Here is a 24,198-nt window from a genome sequence, read left to right on the forward strand (position 1 = left end):
ATAAAAATAAGGAATATCTCCTTAATATAATCCATAGTATTTTATGAGAAGTGTTAAGGAGATGTTTATATGGAAGACAATGTAAAACTGTATAGTGAAATGGAAAGATATGAAATCATAAATATTAATGATGGTGATAAATATAGCAATTTAGGTAGTAATGATGTAGTTATTGATGAAAATGGCTTTTTAAAATTTTTAATTATAAATGATGGCAGTTCTAAGTTCAGCTTTTTTCGAAATAACGATATTATTGAAGTTCCTTGGGAATATGTTAAAAAAATAGGGTCTAGAACTATAATTATTGATGTTGATAATGAATTATTAAAAAAATCTCATGTTTAACGATATTTCAATTATTATTCCAGGAGGTCAGAAATGAAGATATTAGTTCAAAAGTTTGGCGGTACATCTGTTTCAACTAAGGAAAAAAGAAAGCTTGTAGCAAGTAAAGTAATAAATGCAAAGGCTAAGGGGTATTTTCCCGTGGTAGTGGTTTCGGCTATGGGAAGAAAAGGTGAGCCTTATGCTACCGATACACTGTTATCACAAATAGACGATGATTTTAAAGGTGCAAATCCATTAGCAATAGATTTGCTAATGAGTTGTGGTGAAATTATAAGCACTGTAGTAATGTGTAATGAATTAAATAATAATAAAGTTGATGTTGTGCCTTTAACTGGGGGACAAGCAGGTATAATTACAGATAGTAGTTATACAAATGCTGCGATACTTAATGTAGATACAAAAAGGATATTAAGTATTTTGAAAAACGGAAAGGTTCCTGTAGTTGCAGGATTTCAAGGTATGGATGACAAGGGCTATGTTACGACCATTGGTAGAGGCGGAAGTGATGTTACAGCTGCACTGCTTGGGGCGGCGCTTAACGCAGTAGAGGTTCGAATATACACTGATGTAGATGGAATTATGACAGCGGATCCAAGAATAGTTTCTGAGGCAACTTTAATAAAGAAAATAAGTTATGATGAAATATTTCAATTTGCGGATCAAGGAGCAAAGGTTATACACCCAAGAGCAGTGGAGATATGTAAAAAATACAATATACCACTCGTAATAAAAAATACTATGAATGAATGCGACGGAACTGTAATTTCAAATTTTGAAAGTGAAGAAGATGATAATATAATTACAGGAATTACACATATGAATAATAGGGTTCAAATAAAAGTAACTAAAAATTCAGGTTCTAGCTATGATGATCTTTTTGATATTCTAGCTGAAAACCTTATAAGTATAGATCTTATAAATGTTTTTCCTAAAGAGAAAATATTTACTATTGATGAAAAGGACTTTACTAAATTTACTGATTTAATAAAAGAACTTAATATATCTTATTCTTTTGTGAAGGATTGTAGTAAGCTTGCAATTATTGGTTCAAAAATGAGAGGTATACCTGGTGTTATGGCGAGAATACTTAAGGCGTTAACAAAACAAAAAATTGAAGTATTACAAACAGCGGATTCTCATATGACAATATGGTGTCTTGTAGAAACAAGAGATGCCAAAAAAGCTATTATTGCACTACATAGAGAATTTAAATTAGGTTAAAAAATGTATATAGTTTCTCTTAATGCACAAAATAAAGTGAATTAGGAGGAATGCAAATGTTAAAAACTCAAAAAAACAATGAAGATAAGAATAATGATCAGGTAGAAAGTATCAAAGAACTTGGAACAACTAATGTTGCAACTCAGGATGATAGAATTCAAGTTTTACCAATTATTGGACAAATAGAAGGACATATGATGTTATCTCCTCAAACAAAGGCTACTAAGTATGAACATGTTATCCCAGAACTTATTGCTATGGAGAGAGATGAAAAAGTAAAAGGTATTCTTATAGTCCTAAATACTGTAGGAGGAGATGTGGAAGCAGGTCTTGCAATAGCGGAGATGATTCGCAGCGTAAGTAAGCCAACAGTGTCGCTTGTAGTCGGTGGAGGGCATTCAATAGGCATACCACTGGCAACAGCTGCTGAGTACTCATTTATTTCTCCATCTGCAACTATGATAATTCATCCTATAAGAATGAATGGTTTAATCATAGGAGTACCTCAAACTTTTGAGTATTTTAATAAAATGCAAGAGAGAATCACAGAATTTATTATTAGAACCTCAAAGATTGACAAGGAAACGGTAAATAGATTAATGCTTCAAACTGATGAGCTTTTAAATGATATGGGTACTATACTCATAGGAAAACAAGCAGTGGATAATGGACTAATAGATGAAGTTGGTGGAATAAGTGAAGCTTTATCAAAATTAAATGAAATGATAGATAAAGTATAAAAACAGATATAAATAGGTCTAAATGACCTATTTATATCTGTTTTTATTGACTGTTTACTATAACGAATAGATTCTAATGGTAATTTTTATAGAAGTAGTTTAAAATACATTTATAAATCTATTTAAAGTTAAAGGGAATTTATAATGTTTGTAGAAATAATAAAGATAGAACTAATAAAAATTGAGGTGATACTTTGGCCAGAAAAAAAACTAAATCTAAAGGTTCTAAGATTGTAGACAGTGATAGTGAAATTTTTGGAATTATCTTAATAACAATAGGCGTATTAATGTTATTAAGCATATTCTCAACTATATTTTCAAGTTCTAATTCAATATCAGGTATGATTGGTAATTTTATTAATCATCTACTTTTTGCGACTTTGGGGTTAGGTGCATATCTTTCTCCGTTTTTGATATTATTTGTAGGTTTTTGTGATATTGTTAAGAAAGGTAAGATAAATTTTAGTAAAAAGTTTTATGGGATAATGCTTACTATAATGAACACATTGCTATTTATACAAATGTTAACTTTAGATGAGTACTATGTTAAAGGAAATTTTTTACTTGGAATAAATAAAATATATAAATCATCAAGTGTTTTGCATGGGGGTATTATTAGTTATTCCATTGATGTACCAATGTACACATTATTTGGTGCTGTTGGAAGTTGTATAATATTTATTGCAATTTATGTAATTTGTTTAATTATAATATTAAACGTATCGCTAAATGATGTATTTATGTATTTTAAGGAAAGATTCATAACTAAAAGAGATACTAATAAAAATGATAGTAAGGAGCTATATATAGAAAATAATGATAGTCAAGAAGAATTAGCAGTTTCAAGTGAAGGAAAAAACAAATTTATTAAAGATATTAGCAACAAAATTAAAATAATTGATTTTATAAAATCAAATGATATTGAAACGGAAGAGCAAGTACCGAATGAGGATGAAGTTTCTAATATTAATAAGAGTGATAATGCAAGAGGAACAAAAGTAAAGCACATAGATAATTCTATAAAGCAAGAGCTTGAACAAGAAATTCAATTAAATAGTGTGCAAATAAAGCCAAACTATAAATATGAATATCCTACCTTAGAGTTATTAAATGAAAATATTACTTCTAAAATGAATAAAAATGATAAAAAAGAATTACTTAATAATGCGAATAAATTACAAGAGACATTAAGTAGCTTTGGAGTTGAAGCAAAAGTTATTCAAGTTACCAAAGGACCTTCAGTTACAAGGTTCGAACTTCAGCCAAATGCTGGGGTTAAGGTGAGCAAGATTGTGAATTTAGCAGATGATATTGCATTGAATTTAGCCTCATCGGGTGTAAGAATTGAAGCACCAATACCCGGTAAAGCAGCTGTAGGAATTGAAGTACCAAATAAAGAGTTAAGCGCAGTGTACTTAAGAGAAGTAATAGAGTCTAATGAATTTTTAGAAACAAACAAAAATTTGTCTTTTAGTTTAGGAAAAGACATAGGTGGTAATTGCGTTGTTTCAGATTTAACAAAAATGCCACATTTATTAGTAGCGGGGGCTACGGGCTCCGGAAAGAGTGTTTGCATAAATTCATTAATAATAAGTTTACTTTATAAATATTCCCCAGAAGAGGTTAAGTTATTACTAATTGACCCCAAGGTTGTTGAATTAAATATTTATAATGGAATACCCCATTTATTAATACCAGTTGTAACGGATCCAAAAAAATCAGCAGGTGCTTTAAATTGGGCTGTGAATGAAATGACAAGAAGATATAAGAGTTTTGCCGAAAATAATGTGCGAAGTATTGAGGGATATAATGAATTAGTTAATAAAGGCATTCTTGAAGAAAAATTACCATGGATTGTTATAATAATTGATGAGTTAGCGGACTTAATGACGGTTTGTGCAAATGATGTAGAAGAGTATATTGGTAGGCTCGCACAGATGGCAAGAGCGGCAGGTATGCATTTAGTAATTGCTACGCAAAGGCCTTCGGTCGATGTTATTACAGGCGTGATAAAGGCTAATATACCTTCAAGAATATCATTTGCAGTTTCAAGTCAAATTGATTCAAGAACAATTTTAGATTCCGCTGGTGCAGAAAAATTACTTGGTAAAGGAGATATGCTTTTTTATCCGTCTGGAGAGTCTAAACCAATTAGAATACAAGGAGCTTTTGTATCGGAAGAAGAAGTTGAGCGAGTTGTTAATTTTATAAAAGACCAGAAGACCCAGGTGAATTATGAAAAGGAAATAATAGATGAAATAGAAAGTAGTTCGGTAAAGAAAGATGATAATGAAGGCATTGACGAATTATTAAATGAAGCAATTAGAATAGTTGTTGAAAATGGTCAAGCATCCACTTCCTTATTGCAACGTAAGCTAAAAATAGGTTATAATAGAGCAGCAAGAATTATAGAACAAATGGAGGAACGTAGGATTATATCTGGTAGAAATGGAAGTAAACCTAGGGAAATATTGGTAAGTAATGCTGAACTTAAAAATTAATAAAACAAATTTTTGTAAGAATAATTGCAAATACCCTTGTTTAATTTGTAAATCACATTTACAATAATTTATGTATACAATTATAGAAGGATAATAGGTTAATAGTTATTATCTGTTTTAAGAACTAAACAATGAGAAAAAAAGCTAATAAATGGGATTTACCCGCAGAGACAAACAAGGAGGCTGACTTATGGAAAAATTGAAAGTTGGAGTTATAAATCTAGGTTGTGATAAAAATAGAATTGATAGTGAGATTATAATAGGTAGTTTAAGTGAAAGATATAATATGACAAATGATCCTAAACTAGCAGATATAATTTTAGTAAATACATGTGGATTCATAGAATCTTCAAAACAAGAGTCAATAGACACTATTCTAGAAATGTCTGAATATAAGGAAAAGTATAAGTGTACAGTATTAATTGCAACGGGGTGCTTAACTCAACGTTATGGCTCAGAACTGCTTGAACTTATGCCGGAACTTGATATTATGCTCGGCGTTAACGATTATAACAAGTTATTAAGTAGTATAGAAGAGGTGCTTTTAAAAAAAATTAAAGTACAATATTGTAGTTATAGTGATGAAAACATCAATGAAGGACAAAGAGTATTAACTACAGAAACCTATTCTGCTTATGTTAGAATTTCAGAAGGGTGTGATAATGCTTGTACATATTGCGCAATACCCAATATTAGAGGAAAATATAGAAGTAGAAAGATGGAAAATATACTACAAGAGGTAAAGGAATTAAGTGAACATGGATGTAAAGAAATTATATTGGTAGCTCAAGATACAACTAGATATGGAATTGACCTTTATGGTAAAAAGAACTTACACAAACTTATTAGTAAAATTTCTGAAATAAGCACAATTGAGTGGATTAGAGTACTTTATTGTTATGCAGAAGAAATAACAGATGAAATAATTAATGAAATAGCTTCAAATGATAAAGTTTGTAAATATGTAGATATACCAATCCAACATATAAGTGATGATATTCTTAAATTAATGAAAAGAAAAGGCCGGAAAAGTATTATAACAGAAAATATAAATAAGATGAGAAAGAATATTAAGGGATTAGTACTTAGAACTACTCTAATTGTAGGATTTCCAGGAGAAACTCAGGAAAATTTTGATGAGTTGAAACAATTTATTAAAGAAACCAAGTTTGATAAACTAGGGGTTTTTCAGTACTCTAAGGAAGAGGGGACTGAAGCCTGCGAAATGGAAAATCAAATTTCAGAAGAAATAAAAGTTAAACGTGAAGAAGAATTAATGATCATGCAACAAAGTATATCAAAAGAAATTAATAATAAAAAAATAGGAAAGATTTATAAAGTTTTAGTAGAAGGTTTTAATGGTGAAACTTATTATGGTAGAAATTATGAAATGGCACCGGAAGTAGATGGTAATATTTTCTTTGAATCCGATAAAGTTTATGATAAGGGAGAATTTGTTAAAGTGAAAGTTACTAAAGCTTTAGAATATGATTTAATAGGAGTTGTGTGCTATGAATCTTGCGAATAAACTTACAATGATACGAATTTTTTTAGTGCCTATATTTCTACTTTTTATAGCAGCTAAAGGTATACCTTATGGAAGAGAACTTGCTACAATTATTTTTATTGTAGCTTCTCTTACTGATAAATTGGATGGGTATATAGCAAGGAGTAGAAATCAAATAACTAATTTTGGAAAGTTTATGGACCCACTAGCCGATAAGTTATTAGTAACTGCGGCGCTTGTATCATTAGTAGAACTTCATATAGTGTATGGGTGGGTAGCTATGATTATAATTGCTAGAGAATTTGCGGTTTCAGGTCTTAGAACAATAGCTGCGTCAGAAGGAAAAGTGATTGCGGCTAGTAAGTGGGGAAAACTAAAAACCGTTATTCAAATAGTAGCTATAATAACAGCTCTTATAAATTTATCTTATGTGAATAATACATTAAATATATTCACTGATGTTTTCATGGGTGCGGCAGTAATTATTACAATAATATCAGGTGTTGATTATTTTGTAAAAAATAAAGGTACAATTAGAGTTGATAAGTGATTAAATTATTAAAGAGTGTTAATAATAAAAATAAGTACTTACTATAGTGTTACAAAATTGGAAATATTATATTGTAATGTATGTTGACCATGTAAAATAAATAGTGTATACTTACAATGGAACAAACGTTCGTCGATGAAGGATGGTGAGCCCAAAGGGGAAATTTATGAATAATGAAAAATTAAAAGCATTAGAAATTGCTATGGGTCAAATAGAAAAACAATTTGGAAAAGGTTCTGTAATGAAACTCGGAGCAAATAGTAAGTTAAATGTAGAGGCCATTTCTACTGGCTGTTTAGGACTTGATATAGGACTTGGTATAGGTGGAGTACCTAGAGGAAGAATGATTGAAGTTTTTGGACCAGAATCTTCAGGTAAAACTACAGTTGCACTCCATATAGTTGCAGAAGCTCAAAAAAATGGTGGAACAGCTGCATTTATAGATGCAGAGAATGCATTAGATCCCGAATATGCTAAGGCATTAGGAATAGATATAGAAAATTTAATAGTCTCACAACCAGATACTGGTGAACAGGCTTTGGAGATTACAGAGGCGCTAGTGCGTTCTGGAGCTATTGATGTAATTGTTGTGGATTCAGTAGCAGCATTAGTACCTAAAGCTGAAATTGAAGGCGAGATGGGAGACTCTCATATAGGACTGCAAGCAAGACTTATGTCTCAAGCTTTAAGAAAACTTGCAGGTTCAATAAATAAGTCTCAATGTGTTCTTGTATTTATAAATCAATTAAGAGAAAAAGTTGGAGTAATGTTTGGTAGCCCAGAAGTAACTCCTGGTGGTCGAGCACTTAAGTTTTATGCATCTGTTAGAATAGATATTAGAAAAATAGATACAATTAAACAAGGTGACGAATTTATGGGTAATAGAACAAGAATAAAAATTGTTAAGAACAAAGTAGCTCCTCCATTTAAGAAAGTTGAATTCGATATTATGTATGGTCACGGTATATCTCGTGAGGGTGATGTCCTAGATATAGGTGTTACGGAAGAAATTGTACAAAAAAGTGGGGCATGGTTTTCCTATGGAGATATACGTCTTGGACAAGGAAGAGAAAATTCAAAACAATATTTCGCAGAGAATCCCCTTGTTATGCTAGAAATAGAAAACAAAATAAGAGCAAAACACAATTTGCCATTATACAATAATCCAGAAATTAATAAAAAAGAAGTAACTAAAAAGGAAGCTAGTAAGAAGGAAGAATAAAGCAAGTTTATACTTGCTTTTTTCTTTAATCAATTATTAATTATTTGTTTATTAATTTTATATGATTTTAGTTAAATCTATAAGTAATACATATAACTAAAGAATATTATTATAGTACTGGATATATAACGATAAATAGATTATTTAATTCTTATAATCTTGACATTAATTGAAAAGTAATATAAAATAAATACAAATACTGGTTTGCATATTTTAATTGCTACCAACTAAATAAATATAGCACCTTTTCTAGCTTTCATATTTACTCTTAAATAGATTTGAAATAAGCAAGGGAGGTGTTGATAATCGATGAATACTAAAGGTTTACCAATTTTCATAGCAGTTTGTGCTATTTTGATTGTTGCTTCGTTAGTTGTTTTTGTTGTAATTTATACTAGAAAAAATAAATCTCAAGCAAATATTTCTGAGGCTGAAAAAGAAGCTAAAAAAATTCTTGATGATAGCTCGAAAGAAGCTGAGACAAGAAAGAAAGAAGCTATTTTAGAGGCGAAGGAAGAAGTTCACAGACTTAGAACTGATTTAGAAAAAGAATCAAGAGAAAGACGAAATGAAGTTCAAAGGTTAGAAAGAAGAAATATCCAAAGAGAAGAATCTTTAGATAAAAAAGGTGATGTGCTAGAGAGAAAAGAAGAAAATCTTAATAAAAAGCAACAAGAGATTGAGACTGTAGAAACAAGTGTACAAGATTTATACACAAAACAAAGGGGAGAATTAGAAAGACTATCAGGATTAACATCGGATGAAGCAAAACAAGTATTGTTAGAAGAAATAAAGAAAGAAATTAAACACGATGCTGCAATTATGATAAAAGAAATTGAAACTAAAGCTAAAGAAGAAGCAGATAAAAAGGCAAGAGAAATTATTACTTATGCTATTCAAAGATGTGCGGCTGATCATGTTGCAGAAACGACAGTTCATGTGGTTTCTCTTCCAAATGATGAGATGAAAGGAAGAATAATAGGCAGAGAGGGTAGAAATATTCGAACGCTAGAAACACTTACGGGCGTAGATTTAATAATAGATGATACTCCTGAAGCAGTAATTCTTTCCGCATTTGATCCTATAAGACGAGAAGTTGCAAGAATTGCACTTGAGAAGCTAATAGTGGATGGAAGAATTCATCCTGCAAGAATTGAAGAAATGGTAGAAAAAGCTAAAAAAGAAGTTGATAGCGATATAAGAGAAGAGGGAGAACAAGCAACTTTCGAAACGGGAGTTCATGGGCTTCATTCTGAGATTATTAGGCTACTTGGAAGACTAAAATACAGAACTAGTTATGGTCAGAATGTATTAAAGCATTCAATAGAAGTTTCATACTTAGCGGGACTTATGGCTTCGGAACTTGGAATTGACCCAACACTTGCTAAAAGATGTGGGTTACTTCATGATATAGGTAAGGCTGTGGATCATGAAGTTGAAGGACCACATGCACTTATAGGTTCAGAAATCGCTAAAAAACATCATGAGTCGCCTATTGTAGTAAACGCTATTGCAGCGCATCATGGTGATGTTGAGTTACAATCTCTCGAGGCGATACTAGTTCAAGCGGCAGATGCTATATCAGCTGCAAGACCGGGTGCAAGAAGAGAAACTTTAGAAGCATACATTAAAAGATTAGAGAAACTAGAAGAAATTGCAAATTCTTATGAAGGCGTGGAGAAGTCATATGCTATCCAAGCTGGAAGAGAAGTCAGAATTATGATTAAACCAGATGTAATTGATGATGCTGGTGCTGTCGAAATGGCAAGAAATCTAGTTAAGAGAATTGAAAATGAACTTGAATATCCAGGGCAAATTAAGGTGAATGTTATTCGTGAAACACGAGCTATTGATTATGCTAAATAAAAACATATAATAATAAATCCTCTTGAAATCTAGAATATTTCTAAATCTTAAGAGGATTTTTTTGCGCAAAGTATTAACTGCATATTAAATATAAAAACTTGTAATTATGAATAAATTATTCCATTTACATCATAAAAAAATAATGATATATTAGTACAATACTAGTTAGGTAGTTTGTTTAAAGAAACAAAATTGTGTTAATATAAAACATACAATTAATATATATATCGGGGGTAAAAAAATGGTATTATCTAAAAAAGCTGGTAAAATATCAACATCTTTAACATTAGATATAACTGCGAAAGCAAAAAAAATGAAGGCTGATGGTATTGATGTAATAGGGTTTGGTGCCGGTGAACCTGATTTTAATACACCAAAGAATATTAGGGAAGCAGCTATAAAAGCAATAAACGAAGGAATGACAAAGTATACGGCGGCGTCTGGTATTATTGAACTAAAACAGGCAATAATTAAAAAACTTAAAAAAGATAATAATTTAAATTACATAACAGATCAAATTATAGTTTCAACTGGAGCAAAACAATGCTTAGCTAATGTTTTGCAAGCTATATTAAACCCAGGAGACGAAGTTATAATTGGAGCTCCATATTGGGTTAGTTATCCAGAATTAGTTAAACTCGCGGATGGGGTACCTGTTTTTGTTGAAACAGAGGAAAGTAATAAATTTAAGTTAACAATTACAAACCTTAATAGAGCGATAACTTCTAAATCTAAAGCAATAATATTAAATAGCCCAAATAATCCTACAGGAACAGTGTATTCAAGAGAAGAACTTATGGATATTGCTGAGTTTGCAAAAACAAATAATTTAATAATAATATCAGATGAAATCTATGAGAAACTATTATACGCAGCTAATGATCATATTAGTATAGCAAGCCTTTCCGAAGATGCTTATTTAAGAACTATAGTAATTAATGGTCTTTCTAAAGCTTATGCTATGACAGGATGGAGAATAGGGTATGCCGCTGGTAGCAAAGAAATCGTAGCATTAATGTCAAACATACAAAGTCATACCACGTCTAACCCAAATTCAATTGCTCAATATGCATCAGTTGAAGCTTTAAGCGGGGAACAGGAAGATGTGCATAGTATGATAAAACAATTTAAATTAAGAAGAAATTATATGGTAGAAAGAATAAATAGTATTAATAATTTATCTTGCATAGAACCTGAAGGTGCTTTTTATGTTATGGTGAATATAAGTAATATATTAAATAAATTAATCGATGGAAAAGTGATAAAGGATTCGATTTCTTTTTCAAAGCTTCTACTTGAAAAGGAAAAGGTTGCAGTTATACCGGGCATAGCATTCGGAGCAGAGAATTTTATTAGACTATCATATGCGACTTCCATGGAAAATATAAAGCAAGGACTTAATAGGATAGAAAGTTTTGTTAGTAATATTTAAAATTGATTTACATACTTATTAATGATATTATGATGGTATGGTGGTATGAACTAATATAAAGTGTTTTATATTAGTTCATACTAATAATAAGATATTGAGGTGAAATAAATTGATAACAAAGGAAGTTATAGTTAATAATCCTAAAGGATTGCATGCTAGGCCAGCTACATTGTTAGTAAGAAAAGCAGCTTCTTTCAAGTCAGATATAGGTATAGAATTTATGGGTAAAAAAGCCAATATTAAAAGTTTGATAGGTATTTTATCATTAGGTGTTGGATCTAATGTGGCTGTAAACGTTATTGCAAATGGTGTTGATGAAAAATTAGCTTTAGAAGAAATAGTGAAATTAATCAACTCTTTAGAGGAATAATTAAGACCTGTATATTTTAAAAAGCTGCTAACGTACTGTTTGCAGCTTTTTAAAATTTATAGAAAAGTGAAAGTATTAAAGGAGAATATTTATGCAAAATGAAATTATTGGATTTAATTACAATTCAGATCTAATGTTAGACAATGAAAATTTTATAAGATATTTTCTTGAGATTAAATCTAGAAAAAGTATTTATACATCTAAGAGTTATGAAAGGGATATAAAAGATTTTTTCTGTGTGAGTTCTATTTCGGATATTAGTATAGATGATATTAAAAAAGTTACTATATTACATACACAAAATTTTATTATGAAATTAATGGATAAAAATATGTCATCTGCAACTATAAATCGGAAAGTATCATCATTAAGCGCTCTCTATAAGTGGTTATTAAAATATCAAGATAATTCTACAGGTATTCATATAATTAAGTATAATCCATTTGGAAATCTAAAAGAAGAAAAACCAGTGATAAATAATAAAGAAACTGAGTTTTTAACAAAAGAAGAGTGTAAAATTTTATTAAAAAGTATAGATACAACTACTATATTGGGACATAGGAATAAAACAATATTAGTTCTTGCGTTAACTACTGCATTAAGAAAATCTGAAATTATAAATATTAAAATTAAACATGTTACTACATACACTGGGTATAATGTAGTAAAGGTAAGAAGAAAAGGCGGTAAAGAAGATATAGTAAAACTACAACAAAATGTTCTTACTATGATTAATGAATATATTAAGTTGACAAATAGAAATAAGGTAACAAATGGTGAGGAATATTTATTTATTGGTCATTCGAGCAATGGGAAAAATAATGAAAAGTTAAATGCAAGCACTTTAAATTATATGATAAAAAAAGTGTGTAAAAATGCAGGTATAGATAAAGATTTACGGGTTCATTCTACTAGACATACAGCAATAACACTCGCAATACTTGCAGGGGCTACGGTAGAAAAAGTTAGAGATTTTGCGTCACACAAAAATTTGGCAACTACTAATAGGTATATTCATTCAGTAGAAAAATTGAAAAATAATGCTGGAGATTTAATAGATATATTTTAATTATTATAACGGAACTAAATATACCTACTAATAACCATGAATAAGCAGAAAAGACATCAGGCTTCCGTTTACACCTTTGACTTAGTTTTTCGCTTTAAAGAAAGCGTAGATACGGTTTAAATGTGCAATAGGAGTTAAGCATACATATAAAGGCTAAATTTTGTGCAATTTAATATAAATTGAAAAAATTATAAGTATAAGAAAATAGGAGTATAAGAAAATATGAAAATAGGATACGCATGTATACCCTTAACAATAAATGAAAGAACATCACGAGGACTTACACTAAAAAAATTTTCAAAAGACATTTTTTTAGATGTGGTAAAACAAAATATAATAGGGTTAAAAAAAATTTTAGAAAACAATGAGAAACTTAATATAAAACTATTTAGAATAAGCTCAGATATAGTTCCGCTTGGAAGTCATAGTATTAATGAAATTGAATGGTACAATTATTTCAAAAATGAATTAAATGAATTAGGCGAATTTGTAAAGAAGTGTGGTATGAGAGTTTCAATGCATCCAGGTCAATATACAGTGCTCAACGCTTTGAAAAATGATATTGTAGAAAATGCAATTAAAGATTTGGAATATCATAGTAAATTTTTAGATTCATTAGGTCTGAATTCAAGTAATAAAATAATACTTCATATAGGTGGAGGGTATGGCGATAAAGATGCAGCTATAAACAGATTTATTGAGAATTTTAAAAGATTATCATCTTCTGTTAAAAATAGACTTGTAATTGAAAATGATGGAAAAATATTCGATATTGAAGATGTTCTTTATGTGAGCAGGAAAATCGGTATACCAGTTATATTCGATAACCTTCATCATGAGTGTAACCATCAAAAAGATGAGTCTATAAAAGAAATAATGAAAGAAGTAATAAAAACATGGAAAGAGAAAGATGGTAATGTAAAAGTTCATTATAGTCAGCAAAATTTACAAAAACAGGTAGGAGCACATTCAAATACTATAATGGTGAAAGCATTTTTAGAATATTATGACGAAGTAAAAGAATTTAATCCTGATATTATGCTAGAGGTGAAAGATAAAGATATTTCGGCTATAAAATGTAATATTGTAATTAACAACATAAATAATGCAAATAAGAAAAATAATTCTACAATTATGGAAAAACAATGGGCAAAATATAAATATGTTTTGATGGAAAGAAATTATAAGTATTATAAAGAATGTAGCAAAATGGTAAATGAAAAATGTAGTCTTAAGGAATTCTACGAGTATATGGATGAAGTAATAAGCATTGATGTAGAAGATGGAGGCTTTATAAATACTGCAGAGCATGTTTGGGGGTATGTTAAAGACGATGTTACTGACAAAGAAAAAGTGCATTTTGCAAAACTACTTTTGGATATGCAACATAAAGAGAAGGCGAAGCTTTATTTAAGAAAACTATGTGATAGATATAATGCTGAATATATTCTTAATTCCTATTATTTTCATTACTAAAAGAACGTATGTTTGTATAAGAATTATTTTTATTGTCAATAATCTTAAAACGTTATTTAATTACACAGTAAAAATAAAATTATATTAAGTGTCGATTAATTAGCTAATGCAAATTTTTAAGAAAAGAGGAGATAATTAATGAATAATGTATCAATAATTGGCAGATTAACAAGAGATTTGGAACTTAAAAGTTTTAATGAAGGAAAAGGATTTTACACTAGATTTACATTGGCAATTAATAGGGTACAACATAAAGATATGCAAGCAGAAGCTGATTTTATTAATATCGTCGCATGGAGTGGTTTGGCAGAAACTTTATGTAAATATTTAAAAAAAGGGAGTCAAATTGCTATAACAGGGAGACTTTCAAGTAGTAGTTATGTAGATAAAGATGGAAATAAACGATATAGTACAGAAGTTGTAGCTGAGGATTTTAAATTTTTAGATAATAAGCAGCAAATTGTATAACTTACATAATATTATGACTGTGGTATAATATATAAAAAGTCATAATAAAAAGGTGAGGTGTTTTAATGAAAACTATAGTTGTAGCTGGAGGATGTTTTTGGGGTGTAGATGCTTATATGTCAAAAATAGACGGTATTGTTGAAACTAAGGTGGGGTATGCCAATGGCACAAAGAAGGACCCTACATATGATCAAGTTTGTATGGGAAACACTGGCCATGCAGAAGCTTGCTTAATAAGTTATGATGAAAAGTTGGTATCACTAGAAAAAATATTAAATAAGTTTTGGGGGATAATAGATCCTACTGCTATTAACAGGCAAGGAGCTGATGTAGGTAGTCAGTACAGAAGTGGTATTTATTACTCTGATAAAAGTGATTTAGATATTATATTAAGCACAAAAGATATAGTTCAAAGTAAATACGAAAAGGTTATAGTTACTCAGATACAACCTCTTTCTTGTTTTTATGATGCTGAAGATTATCACCAAAAATATCTACAGAAAAATCCGGGAGGATATTGTCATATTGATTTAAACGCCAATTAGTACAAAAATATAAAAACAAGGTTGTGTAAAATCTACACTTCCTTGTTTTTAATAGTTTTGTTTATTATTTTATTGATAAATAAAACTATCTATAAATTTAAAGAGTCCTTGTACATTTTCAGTATATCTTCTTTTCCTACAGGGGTGGGATGATTTTTTAATTTATCTTTGTTTAATGCCATGTTTTCTGCATAGGAACATATATCTTTATAACTTACATTATCTATGCTTCCAAGCATATCATTTAAAAAATCACCGAGTTCATCTAAATTTTCTATAGTTAATAAGTATAAAATTTTTCTGACTCTGTGTTTATTTTCAGAAAATTGCAAATAGGATTTTAAAAGAACTCCATTTGCCTTTCCATGCGGTATATTATGAAAATATGTAAGAGCATAACCCATTCCATGTGGAAGAGATGTGCCTGATTGTGCAATTACCATGCCAGCTATTGTAGAGGCCAACATTAATTTTTCTCGAACAGCATAAGTAAAATCTTTTTCTTTTATCATATTTAAACATTCACCAAATAATTTCAAACCTTTTTCAGCTAGTGCATCACTCATTGTATTTGATTTCGAAGATAAATAACCTTCTATTAAGTGCGATAATGCGTCTATAGAAGTATTAACAGTTATATTTTCTGGTAAGGACATTAGATATTTTACGTCTAACATGGCGTAATCAGGAAATACCTTTTGACATATGCCATGTTTTGTTTTTAGTTTATTATCTGTAAGAATAGCATATGGTGTTGTTTCAGTTCCTGTTCCAGCTGTTGTAGGTACTGCAATCACAGGTATAGATTTAAGGTTTGGATTATCAAATAAATTATGGATTGTAGCATTTGCGTTATTTATTAACACCCCAGCTGCTTTTGCAGAATCAATGGGAGATCCTCCTCCAACGCCTATAATAAAATTGGAATTTTGTGTTCTTCCAAGTTTTACAATCTTCTCTACAGTTTCTAAAGAGGGATTTTCTTCTACATCATTAAAAATCTCGTAGACAATGCCTTCTTTTTCTAATGCATTAGTAACATCTTTTAATGAACCGTTTTTGATTGATGAGGTCTTGCCGGTTACAATCAAAGCCTTTTTTCCATAAGAAGAAAATAGATTACTGTTTTTTAATATTACTTCTTTATCTAATATTATTTTTGTTGGCATGTAGTAATTAATAAAATTCATTATATATCCTCCTTTTAGAATATTACATTCTCTATATATTATAACATTAGGAACGTTAAAATATATTATGATCTTGATTTTATATTTTTTTGTTTATTTAAATTAAATCATAATTTATATTTTTATAGATTTATTTCCTTGGAAATATATTACAACTTTTATCGTCATTACAAAAGTAAAATGAAAAATGATTTATCAGCAATTGATTTTTTATTAATATACTTATATAATCCTTTATGAAGGCTTATTTATATATATTTCAATTTAAATTTTAAATCATGTTTTTTATTTAGTAACAGGTTATAAAATTGACTTAAAATTATTTAACAAAAGAGTACATAAATAATTTTATAATAGAAAATTTATATTTATATAGTAACTAAAAATAAAATTAGGATGTGTTATAGTGGAAGAACGTTTGCAAAAATTTATGGCAAGATGTGGTGTTGCATCACGAAGAAAGTGTGAAGAAATAATTACTGCTGGCAGGGTAAAAGTAAATAATTTGGTAGTTTCAGAGCTTGGAAATAAAATTGACCCTGAAAAAGATAGTGTAGAGGTAGATAATAAAATTATTAATATAGAAGAAAATAAAGTTTACATTGCATTAAATAAACCAGAAGGGATAGTATCTACTGTAAAAGATGAGAAAGGCAGAGAGACTATTTTAGATTTAGTAAAGACAAAAGAAAGAATATATCCTATAGGTCGTTTAGATTATGATACATGTGGATTAATTATTTTGACTAATGATGGAGATATCTATAATAAGGTGATTCACCCAAGGCAGGCTATTAATAAAGTCTATATGGCAATACTTGAAGGCTGCCCAAATGAGGAAGAAATAGCTACATTCTGTAATGGAGTGGATATTGATGGATACATTACTGCTAAGGCCGGTTTTGAGATTACTAAAAGAATTGGATTTAATTGTAGGGCTACAATCACAATACATGAGGGTAAGAACCGTCAAATTAGAAAAATGTGTGAGGTTATAGGCCATCCAGTTGTTGCATTAAAAAGAATTTCTGTTGGTAATATTTTGCTCGGGAATATGGAAAAGGGAGAATGGAGAAATTTAACTTTTGATGAAATAAATTATTTGAAGAATTTATAATTTAAGGATTCATTATATGGTGGATGTGAATAATAAAATATTATACAAATGAATAATTCGTTGAAAATATCTTCAAAAGATGATAAAATGAAATAAAAAATTCATTTTATTATCTTTTGAAATTTTTATTTCATTTATTTGGATTAATATAGGAAGGATTGAGTTGATTATGGTAGATAGCAAACAAGATTTGATGAGGACTATTCAAATTAAATTTCCACGGTTAAGTAAAGGCCAGAAATTAATAGCGGAATATATTCTAAAACACTATGATAAAGCAGCATTTATGACAGCAGCTAAATTGGGAACTAGTGTAGGGGTAAGTGAATCTACTGTTGTAAGATTTGCTAATGAATTAGGATTTAGTGGTTATCCTAAACTACAGAAAGCTCTTCAAGAATTAATTAAAAATAAATTAACTACTGTACAAAGAATTGAATTGTCAAATGATTTTATTACTCAGGAAAATGCATTAAAAGGTGTATTAAAAGCTGATATGGAAAATATTAGAGCTACACTTGAAAAAATTAATCATAAAACTTTTGAGGATATAGTTAATTCACTATTTGAAGCTAGAAAAATATACATAATTGGACTTAGAAGTTCAGCAGCACTTGCAGAATTTTTAGCATTTCACTTAAATCTTATTTTAGATAATGTTAAAGTAGTTGCTTATGGTGTCAGTGATATATTTGAGCAGATGCTTTATGTTAATGAACAAGACATAGTTATTGGAATAGGGTTTCCTAGGTATACAACAAGAACAATTGAAGCATTAGCTTTTGCTAAAAGTAAGAATGCAAATGTTGTAGCAATTACAGATAGTTTATTATCTCCATTAGCTACTAGAGCAGATTACACATTAATAGCTCAAAGTAATATGGCATCATTTGTTGATTCTTTAGTAGCACCACTTAGTGTAATTAATGCATTAATTATTGCTGTGGGCTTACGAGAAAAAGAAAAAATTTCAAGAACATTTTCTACTTTAGAAGATATATGGGAAGAATATCAAGTTTATTCTTTTAAAGATAAGGATAGAGAATGAAAGATAAATTCTTAATCAATCGGTTTGAAGAGAATCCTTTCATTGGGATTCTCTTTTGAGGTTGTGTTTTACATATACGGAAAATGAGTTTAAATATATTATAATAAATTTTAAATGTAAATATTATAAGGGAGTGATTGTGTGGCAAAGGTAATTATTATTGGAGGAGGACCAGCAGGCATGATGGCAGCTGTTACGGCTTCATCAAAACATGAGGTGGTTCTTATTGAAAAAAATGAAAGATTAGGAAGAAAACTTTATATAACAGGTAAAGGTAGATGCAATATTACAAATGCTAAGGATATTGGTGATTTTTTTGAAAATATACCATGTAATCCTAACTTTTTATATAGTTCTTTATACTCCTTCACGAATGAAGATACTATGAACTTTTTTAAAGAACTAGGAGTTAACCTTAAAGTAGAAAGAGGGGATAGAGTATTTCCTGAGTCAGATAAATCTTCGGATATTATAAAAGCTTTTGATATTGCATTAAAAAACAAAAAGGTTGAAGTGTTATTAAATTCAAAAGTGAAAAGAATAGTTCGAGATAATCAGAAAGTTATTGGCGTTGAACTCGCTTCTGGAAATAATGTATATGGAGATTATATTATATTATGTACTGGTGGGTTATCATACCCACAAACTGGTTCATCAGGTGAAGGACTAACTTATGCTAAGGTTTTAGGACATAATATAATTAAACCTAAAGCATCACTTGTACCAATCGAGCTTGAGGAGGAGTGGATTAAGGATTTACAGGGACTTTCTCTAAAAAACGTAGAACTTAATATTACAAATAGTAAAAATAAGAGTATATATAAAGAGTTCGGGGAAATGATTTTTACCCATTATGGAATTTCAGGACCCATTGTCCTAAGTGGAAGTTGTTATGTAAAAGAAGGAGAAAAATTAAAAGCTTTTATTAATTTAAAACCAGCATTGAGTGAAATTCAACTAGATAAACGAATTCAAAGCGATTTCTTAAAGTACGCAAATAAAGATTTTAAAAATTCATTAACTGATTTACTCCCTAGTAAACTTATTAATACAATTATTCAATTATCTAATATTGATGAAAATAAAAAGGTTAATTCTGTTACTAAAGAGGAAAGAAGAATTTTAGTTAATTTACTTCAAAATTTACCGCTTACTATTAAGAGGCTTCGCCCAATTGATGAAGCAATTATAACTAGTGGTGGTGTAGACACTTTGCAAATAGATGCTTCTACTATGAAATCAAAACTAATAGATAATCTTTATTTTGCAGGCGAAATGATAGATGTAGATGCATATACAGGAGGTTATAATCTTCAAATAGCATTATCTACAGGATATTTAGCTGGAAATAGTGTAGGGTTAGACTAATTATACTTAAAGTAGTGTTTTGATTGATGGAGGGTGAATTATAATGGAAATTTCTATTGCTATAGATGGACCTGCAGGTGCAGGGAAAAGTACAATAGCCAAAATGATAGGTAAGAAATTCAATCTAATGTATATTAACACAGGTGCAATGTATAGGGCAGTTACATTAAAAGCTATGGATGCAAATATATCCGAAAATAATGTTCACGATTTAGTTAAATTAGTGGGATCTTTGGAAATGCATTTTGTAGAAGATCGTTTATATGTTAATAATGAAGATTTAACAAATATGATAAATATGCCAAATATAAGTAACAATGTCTCAAAGTATGCAGCTATTCCTGAAATTAGAGAAATTCTTGTTAAGTTACAAAAGGACATAGCAAAAAAGTTTAATGTTATTATGGATGGACGCGATATAGGTACAGTTGTATTAAAAGAGGCTCCTTTTAAATTTTATTTAACTGCTAGTAGTGAAGAAAGAGCAAAAAGAAGATATGAGGAATTAATGTCAAAAGGTATAGAAGTTGATTACAATACTATTTTAAATGATATTATTAAAAGAGATTTTATTGATACTCATAGAGAGGTTAATCCACTTACAAAAGCGTCAGATGCTGTAGAAATAGATTCTTCGGATTTAGACATTGATGGAGTAGTAAACGTAATAGTATCTTATATTAATTCAAATATTTAAAAAATACTTTATCTATTGAGGTGAAAAAATGAAAGCAATAACACTTGCAGATTCAGCTGGTTTCTGTTTCGGAGTTAAACGGGCAGTGGACAAGGCTTTAGAAATAAAAGAAAAATATAATAAAAAAATATACACACTTGGACCACTTATACATAATAATGATGTTGTAAACTTTTTAAAAGAAAATTTAATATATCCAATAGAGCTTGAAGACATTACAAGTTTAGAAGATAATGACACAATTATTATAAGATCGCATGGCGTATCTGAAAAAACATTAAATATTTTAAGGGAAACTAATCTTAATATAGTAGATGCGACATGTCCTTATGTAGAAAATATCCATAAAAAGGTAAAAAAATATTATGATTTAGGATATCATATAATCATTGTAGGAGATAAAAATCATCCTGAAGTTATTGGAATTAATGGATGGTGTAACGACTGCGCAGTAATACTTAAAAGTGGTAATGATATTGAAACTATCGCAAATAAAGTATGCGTGGTAGCTCAAACAACCGAAAGGCAAGCTACTTGGGAAAATGTATTAACTAAAATTATAAAAATTAGTAAGGAGATAGTTGCATTTAATACTATTTGTAGTGCAACAGAAGTGCGCCAAAAATCTGCAGAAGAACTTTCAAAAAATGTTGATGCTATGGTTGTTATCGGTGGATTTAACAGTTCCAATACTACAAAGCTTTATGAAATATGTAAACAAAATTGTGAAAATACAATTCATGTAGAAAACCTATTAGGTATATCAGATGAATTTATAAAAGATAAAAATGTTAAGAAAATAGGGGTAACAGCGGGGGCATCAACACCAGATTGGATTATTAAAGAGGCTATTTCAAAAATGAATTAGAAGAAACGTGTAGCATAAAATTATGTATACACGTTTCTTTACGATTTGTAGCCCAAAATAAGTTAGTCATAAAGGCCTTAGAAATTATGAATCTATTTTTAGAAATTACAGAATACTAAATTAAAAATAATAATATAATTTAATAGTACTAATGTAGGGAGACAAAAATAAAAACTTATTTAAAAATAAAAATTAATGGAGTAAAGCTAAATGTGTAAGTCAATAGGTCTAACTTTAAAAAACATTGATAATTTTCGTGAAATCAATAAATTTAATACTAACTTTAGTTTATCAAATAAAGATTTTTTTGCTCTGTATGATAACAGTAATATTATTCAAAAATTATTTATGAGAAAGAATGTAAATCTACTAATAGAGGACAATAATTATATAGGATATATATGGTTTGAGAAGCAAAATAAATATCATAGCTGTATAAACTCAATGAATGTAATAGAAAAGGGTAATTTAACTTATTTTTATAAAAATTTAATTGGATCAGTTATAAATAATAGTTTACTAACCTATGAATGTGAAGATAACAAAGCAAATATTGATATTTTAAGTGAGCTAGGATTTAACAGGACTAAGGGATTTCGAGAACTAGAAAAACAGTGCTCTGAACATTTTAATATCTTTGCGACCAGTGAAATTACTTTTTCTATAGTAAAAAGAAATAAAGATGAAAAATTACGTTGTTTATTACAAAATGAAATATTTAAAAATGATGACAGAATTCCAATAGATATAGAAGATATATATTATGATGAGGAACAAGAATATTATTTTGACAAAGGCGCAATATTCATTAAATGCAATAATGAACCTATTGGTTATGGTCAGATTATAGTTGAAGAGAAATCAGCAGTAATAGTCAATTTCGGTATAATAGGGAAATATAGAAATGTAGGATATGGAAAAGTACTTTTAGAGTATTTGCTAAATATAGCTATGGATAACAATTTTTCTAAAGTATCACTTCATGTTGATGCAGATAATATTGTTGCATTTAACTTATATAGTTCTCTAGGGTTTAGGATTAAAAAAGAATTTTATACATGGCAAAAACTAAAACTTAAGGATATAAAAGTGGATAGATGATGTACATCTATCCACTTTTGTATTCTTAATTATTTGTTTAATTCAACATATTTCTTGATTGCTATACCCAAAATTTCCATAGCATCTTTTAATGCGGTAGTATTTAAACAATATGATAATCTAATTTCGTTTACTCCAAGTCCTTTAGTTGCATAAAAACCTTGCGCAGGTGCAACCATAACAGTCTTATTATTATAATTAAAATCTGTTAATAACCATTTAGCAAAATCTTCAGCACTTTTTATAGGAAGCTTGGCCACTATATAAAATGCTCCAGTTGGTTTCTCACAAATGACACCTGGTATTTTTAATAAGTATTTGTATAAAATATTTCTTCTTTCCTCATATTCTTTTTTTACCTCTGTAAAATATGATTTAGGAGTGTTAATTAGGTTTGCAGCAGCTACTTGCTCTATAACCGGCACACAAAGTCTAGATTGACCTAATTTAAGCATCTGAGCCATAAGATATTTGTGTTTTGATGCAACTAAACCAATTCTAGCACCACAAGCACTATAACGCTTAGATATACTATCAATCAATATTACTTTATCTTCGATATCTTTCATGTATAAAGCAGAAGTATATTTTAAATCATCATAAACAAATTCTCTATATACTTCATCAGATATTAAAAATATATCATTTTCTTTAACAATATCTGCAAGCATTCTTATTTCTGCTTCAGTATATACTACCCCTGTAGGATTTCCAGGATTTGATACCATTATTGCTTTAGTATTTTTTGTAATCTTGCTTGTAATCTCCTCTTTGCTAGGTAAATGAAAACCATCTTCAGCTTTGGTGATAAATGGAATGACTTTAACTGAAGCTAAATCTGCAAGCCCATTATAATTTGTGTAAAATGGTTCAGGAATTATAATTTCGTCGCCTGGGTCACAAATAGCCATAAAAGCGAAAAGGATGGCTTCAGAACCTCCATTAGTTACTAGTATTTCACTTTTAGAGAGTTTTATATTCCACTCGAGATAATACTTTATAAAACTTTCAATTAATGGATCCATTCCTTGAGAATTTTCATACTTAAGCACTTTGTCTGTGAAGTTATTGATTCCTTCCATAAATGTAGAAGGAGTGTGTATATCAGGTTGACCTATGTTAAGATGATATACACTTACTCCTCTTTTTTTTGCTTCTTCGGCAAAAGGTGCTAGTTTACGAATTGTTGAAAATTGCATTGATTCCAGTCTATTAGATAAATTCATAATATTTCCCCCCATCCCAAATTAAAAAACTAACTAAACTCTTTTACAATTATTTCTACAGGAGAAGAGGATACTTTTATATTTATCATATTATTGTTGTGAGTACACATACAAAAATAACTTCTATCTCCTATACAATTAAACTGCATATGTCTATCCTTAATGTTTTCATTCTTTTTTGCATCATACATATTAAATCACTCCTTTTAGGTAGGTTATCCTAAAAGCTGAAATTTATTAAGAAAGAAAAAACCGAGTAATGGAGACA

Annotated in this window: 22 protein-coding genes and 1 pseudogene; 20 read left to right on the forward strand and 3 right to left on the reverse strand. The window is 29.3% G+C overall.

The features are described from left to right. Window positions 1-69: 69 nt before the first annotated feature. The 14 genes from LL038_RS04085 (at window position 70) to msrA (ending at window position 15,315) form a co-directional block, all read left to right on the forward strand. Window positions 70-345 (forward strand): YlmC/YmxH family sporulation protein, encoded by a 276-nt coding sequence (locus LL038_RS04085; RefSeq protein ID WP_216102495.1) that lies wholly within the window; start codon window positions 70-72, stop codon window positions 343-345. Window positions 346-378: 33 nt separating this feature from the next. After that, complete coding sequence (dapG, locus tag LL038_RS04090; RefSeq protein WP_216119928.1) at window positions 379-1,569, forward strand: aspartate kinase; 1,191 nt, start codon at window positions 379-381, stop codon at window positions 1,567-1,569. Window positions 1,570-1,625: 56 nt separating this feature from the next. Then, window positions 1,626-2,309 carry a ClpP family protease gene (locus tag LL038_RS04095; RefSeq protein WP_071613198.1) on the forward strand — a complete coding sequence of 228 codons (684 nt, stop codon included), beginning with the start codon at window positions 1,626-1,628 and terminating at the stop codon, window positions 2,307-2,309. A 194-nt stretch (window positions 2,310-2,503) separates the two neighbouring features. After that, window positions 2,504-4,810 carry a DNA translocase FtsK gene (locus LL038_RS04100; RefSeq protein ID WP_253200195.1) on the forward strand — a complete coding sequence of 769 codons (2,307 nt, stop codon included), beginning with the start codon at window positions 2,504-2,506 and terminating at the stop codon, window positions 4,808-4,810. Between the two features lie 190 nt (window positions 4,811-5,000). Continuing rightward, the gene (gene rimO, locus LL038_RS04105; RefSeq protein ID WP_216119927.1) at window positions 5,001-6,338 is read left to right on the forward strand and encodes a 30S ribosomal protein S12 methylthiotransferase RimO; all 1,338 of its coding nucleotides are present in this window, start codon (window positions 5,001-5,003) and stop codon (window positions 6,336-6,338) included. Next, a complete protein-coding gene (gene pgsA, locus LL038_RS04110) occupies window positions 6,322-6,867 on the forward strand; it encodes a CDP-diacylglycerol--glycerol-3-phosphate 3-phosphatidyltransferase (RefSeq protein WP_216119926.1) in 546 nt (181 codons plus the stop codon). Before rimO ends, pgsA begins: the two co-directional genes overlap by 17 nt. A gap of 166 nt (window positions 6,868-7,033) precedes the next feature. After that, on the forward strand, window positions 7,034-8,089 hold the full coding sequence (recA, locus tag LL038_RS04115; RefSeq protein ID WP_216119925.1) for a recombinase RecA: 1,056 nt from the start codon (window positions 7,034-7,036) through the stop codon (window positions 8,087-8,089). 309 nt (window positions 8,090-8,398) lie between these two features. Continuing rightward, window positions 8,399-9,955 carry a ribonuclease Y gene (rny, locus tag LL038_RS04120; RefSeq protein WP_216119924.1) on the forward strand — a complete coding sequence of 519 codons (1,557 nt, stop codon included), beginning with the start codon at window positions 8,399-8,401 and terminating at the stop codon, window positions 9,953-9,955. A gap of 241 nt (window positions 9,956-10,196) precedes the next feature. Next, the gene (locus LL038_RS04125; RefSeq protein WP_216119923.1) at window positions 10,197-11,387 is read left to right on the forward strand and encodes a pyridoxal phosphate-dependent aminotransferase; all 1,191 of its coding nucleotides are present in this window, start codon (window positions 10,197-10,199) and stop codon (window positions 11,385-11,387) included. A gap of 109 nt (window positions 11,388-11,496) precedes the next feature. Beyond that, window positions 11,497-11,757 (forward strand): HPr family phosphocarrier protein, encoded by a 261-nt coding sequence (locus LL038_RS04130; RefSeq protein ID WP_071613191.1) that lies wholly within the window; start codon window positions 11,497-11,499, stop codon window positions 11,755-11,757. A 91-nt stretch (window positions 11,758-11,848) separates the two neighbouring features. After that, window positions 11,849-12,826, forward strand: coding sequence for a tyrosine-type recombinase/integrase (locus tag LL038_RS04135; protein WP_216119922.1), 978 nt, complete (start codon window positions 11,849-11,851; stop codon window positions 12,824-12,826). Window positions 12,827-13,048: 222 nt separating this feature from the next. Continuing rightward, window positions 13,049-14,302 (forward strand): UV DNA damage repair endonuclease UvsE, encoded by a 1,254-nt coding sequence (uvsE, locus tag LL038_RS04140; RefSeq protein WP_216119921.1) that lies wholly within the window; start codon window positions 13,049-13,051, stop codon window positions 14,300-14,302. A 138-nt stretch (window positions 14,303-14,440) separates the two neighbouring features. Beyond that, window positions 14,441-14,770: a single-stranded DNA-binding protein gene (locus tag LL038_RS04145; RefSeq protein ID WP_216119920.1), complete on the forward strand. Its 330-nt coding sequence runs from the start codon at window positions 14,441-14,443 to the stop codon at window positions 14,768-14,770. Between the two features lie 65 nt (window positions 14,771-14,835). Beyond that, window positions 14,836-15,315, forward strand: coding sequence for a peptide-methionine (S)-S-oxide reductase MsrA (msrA, locus tag LL038_RS04150; protein ID WP_216119919.1), 480 nt, complete (start codon window positions 14,836-14,838; stop codon window positions 15,313-15,315). An 89-nt stretch (window positions 15,316-15,404) separates the two neighbouring features. Here msrA and LL038_RS04155 read toward each other — a convergent pair whose 3' ends face one another. After that, window positions 15,405-16,505 carry an iron-containing alcohol dehydrogenase family protein gene (locus tag LL038_RS04155; protein WP_216119918.1) on the reverse strand — a complete coding sequence of 367 codons (1,101 nt, stop codon included), beginning with the start codon at window positions 16,503-16,505 and terminating at the stop codon, window positions 15,405-15,407. 406 nt (window positions 16,506-16,911) lie between these two features. Here LL038_RS04155 and LL038_RS04160 point away from each other — a divergent pair, with 406 nt between their 5' ends. The 6 genes and pseudogenes from LL038_RS04160 to LL038_RS04185 all read left to right on the forward strand — a co-directional run bounded on the left by LL038_RS04160 (window position 16,912) and on the right by LL038_RS04185 (window position 22,704). After that, the gene (locus LL038_RS04160; protein WP_216119917.1) at window positions 16,912-17,622 is read left to right on the forward strand and encodes a pseudouridine synthase; all 711 of its coding nucleotides are present in this window, start codon (window positions 16,912-16,914) and stop codon (window positions 17,620-17,622) included. A 169-nt stretch (window positions 17,623-17,791) separates the two neighbouring features. Continuing rightward, window positions 17,792-18,670, forward strand: coding sequence for a MurR/RpiR family transcriptional regulator (locus LL038_RS04165; protein WP_216120064.1), 879 nt, complete (start codon window positions 17,792-17,794; stop codon window positions 18,668-18,670). 141 nt (window positions 18,671-18,811) lie between these two features. After that, window positions 18,812-20,038, forward strand: a complete 1,227-nt coding sequence (locus tag LL038_RS04170) for an NAD(P)/FAD-dependent oxidoreductase (RefSeq protein ID WP_216119916.1) — start codon at window positions 18,812-18,814, stop codon at window positions 20,036-20,038. Window positions 20,039-20,081: 43 nt separating this feature from the next. Further along, entirely contained in the window at window positions 20,082-20,735 is a 654-nt protein-coding gene (cmk, locus tag LL038_RS04175; protein WP_216119915.1) for a (d)CMP kinase, read from the forward strand. A 28-nt stretch (window positions 20,736-20,763) separates the two neighbouring features. Next, window positions 20,764-21,600, forward strand: a pseudogene (locus tag LL038_RS04180) (4-hydroxy-3-methylbut-2-enyl diphosphate reductase); the annotation flags it as partial. 213 nt (window positions 21,601-21,813) lie between these two features. Next, a complete protein-coding gene (locus LL038_RS04185; protein ID WP_216119913.1) occupies window positions 21,814-22,704 on the forward strand; it encodes a GNAT family N-acetyltransferase in 891 nt (296 codons plus the stop codon). 29 nt (window positions 22,705-22,733) lie between these two features. Here LL038_RS04185 and LL038_RS04190 read toward each other — a convergent pair whose 3' ends face one another. After that, window positions 22,734-23,930, reverse strand: a complete 1,197-nt coding sequence (locus LL038_RS04190) for a pyridoxal phosphate-dependent aminotransferase (RefSeq protein WP_216119912.1) — start codon at window positions 23,928-23,930, stop codon at window positions 22,734-22,736. Window positions 23,931-23,959: 29 nt separating this feature from the next. Beyond that, complete coding sequence (locus tag LL038_RS04195) at window positions 23,960-24,121, reverse strand: hypothetical protein (RefSeq protein ID WP_216119911.1); 162 nt, start codon at window positions 24,119-24,121, stop codon at window positions 23,960-23,962. Window positions 24,122-24,198: the final 77 nt, after the last annotated feature.

Source organism: Clostridium estertheticum, from assembly GCF_026650985.1.
Classification (GTDB): Bacteria; Bacillota; Clostridia; order Clostridiales; family Clostridiaceae; genus Clostridium_AD; species Clostridium_AD estertheticum_C.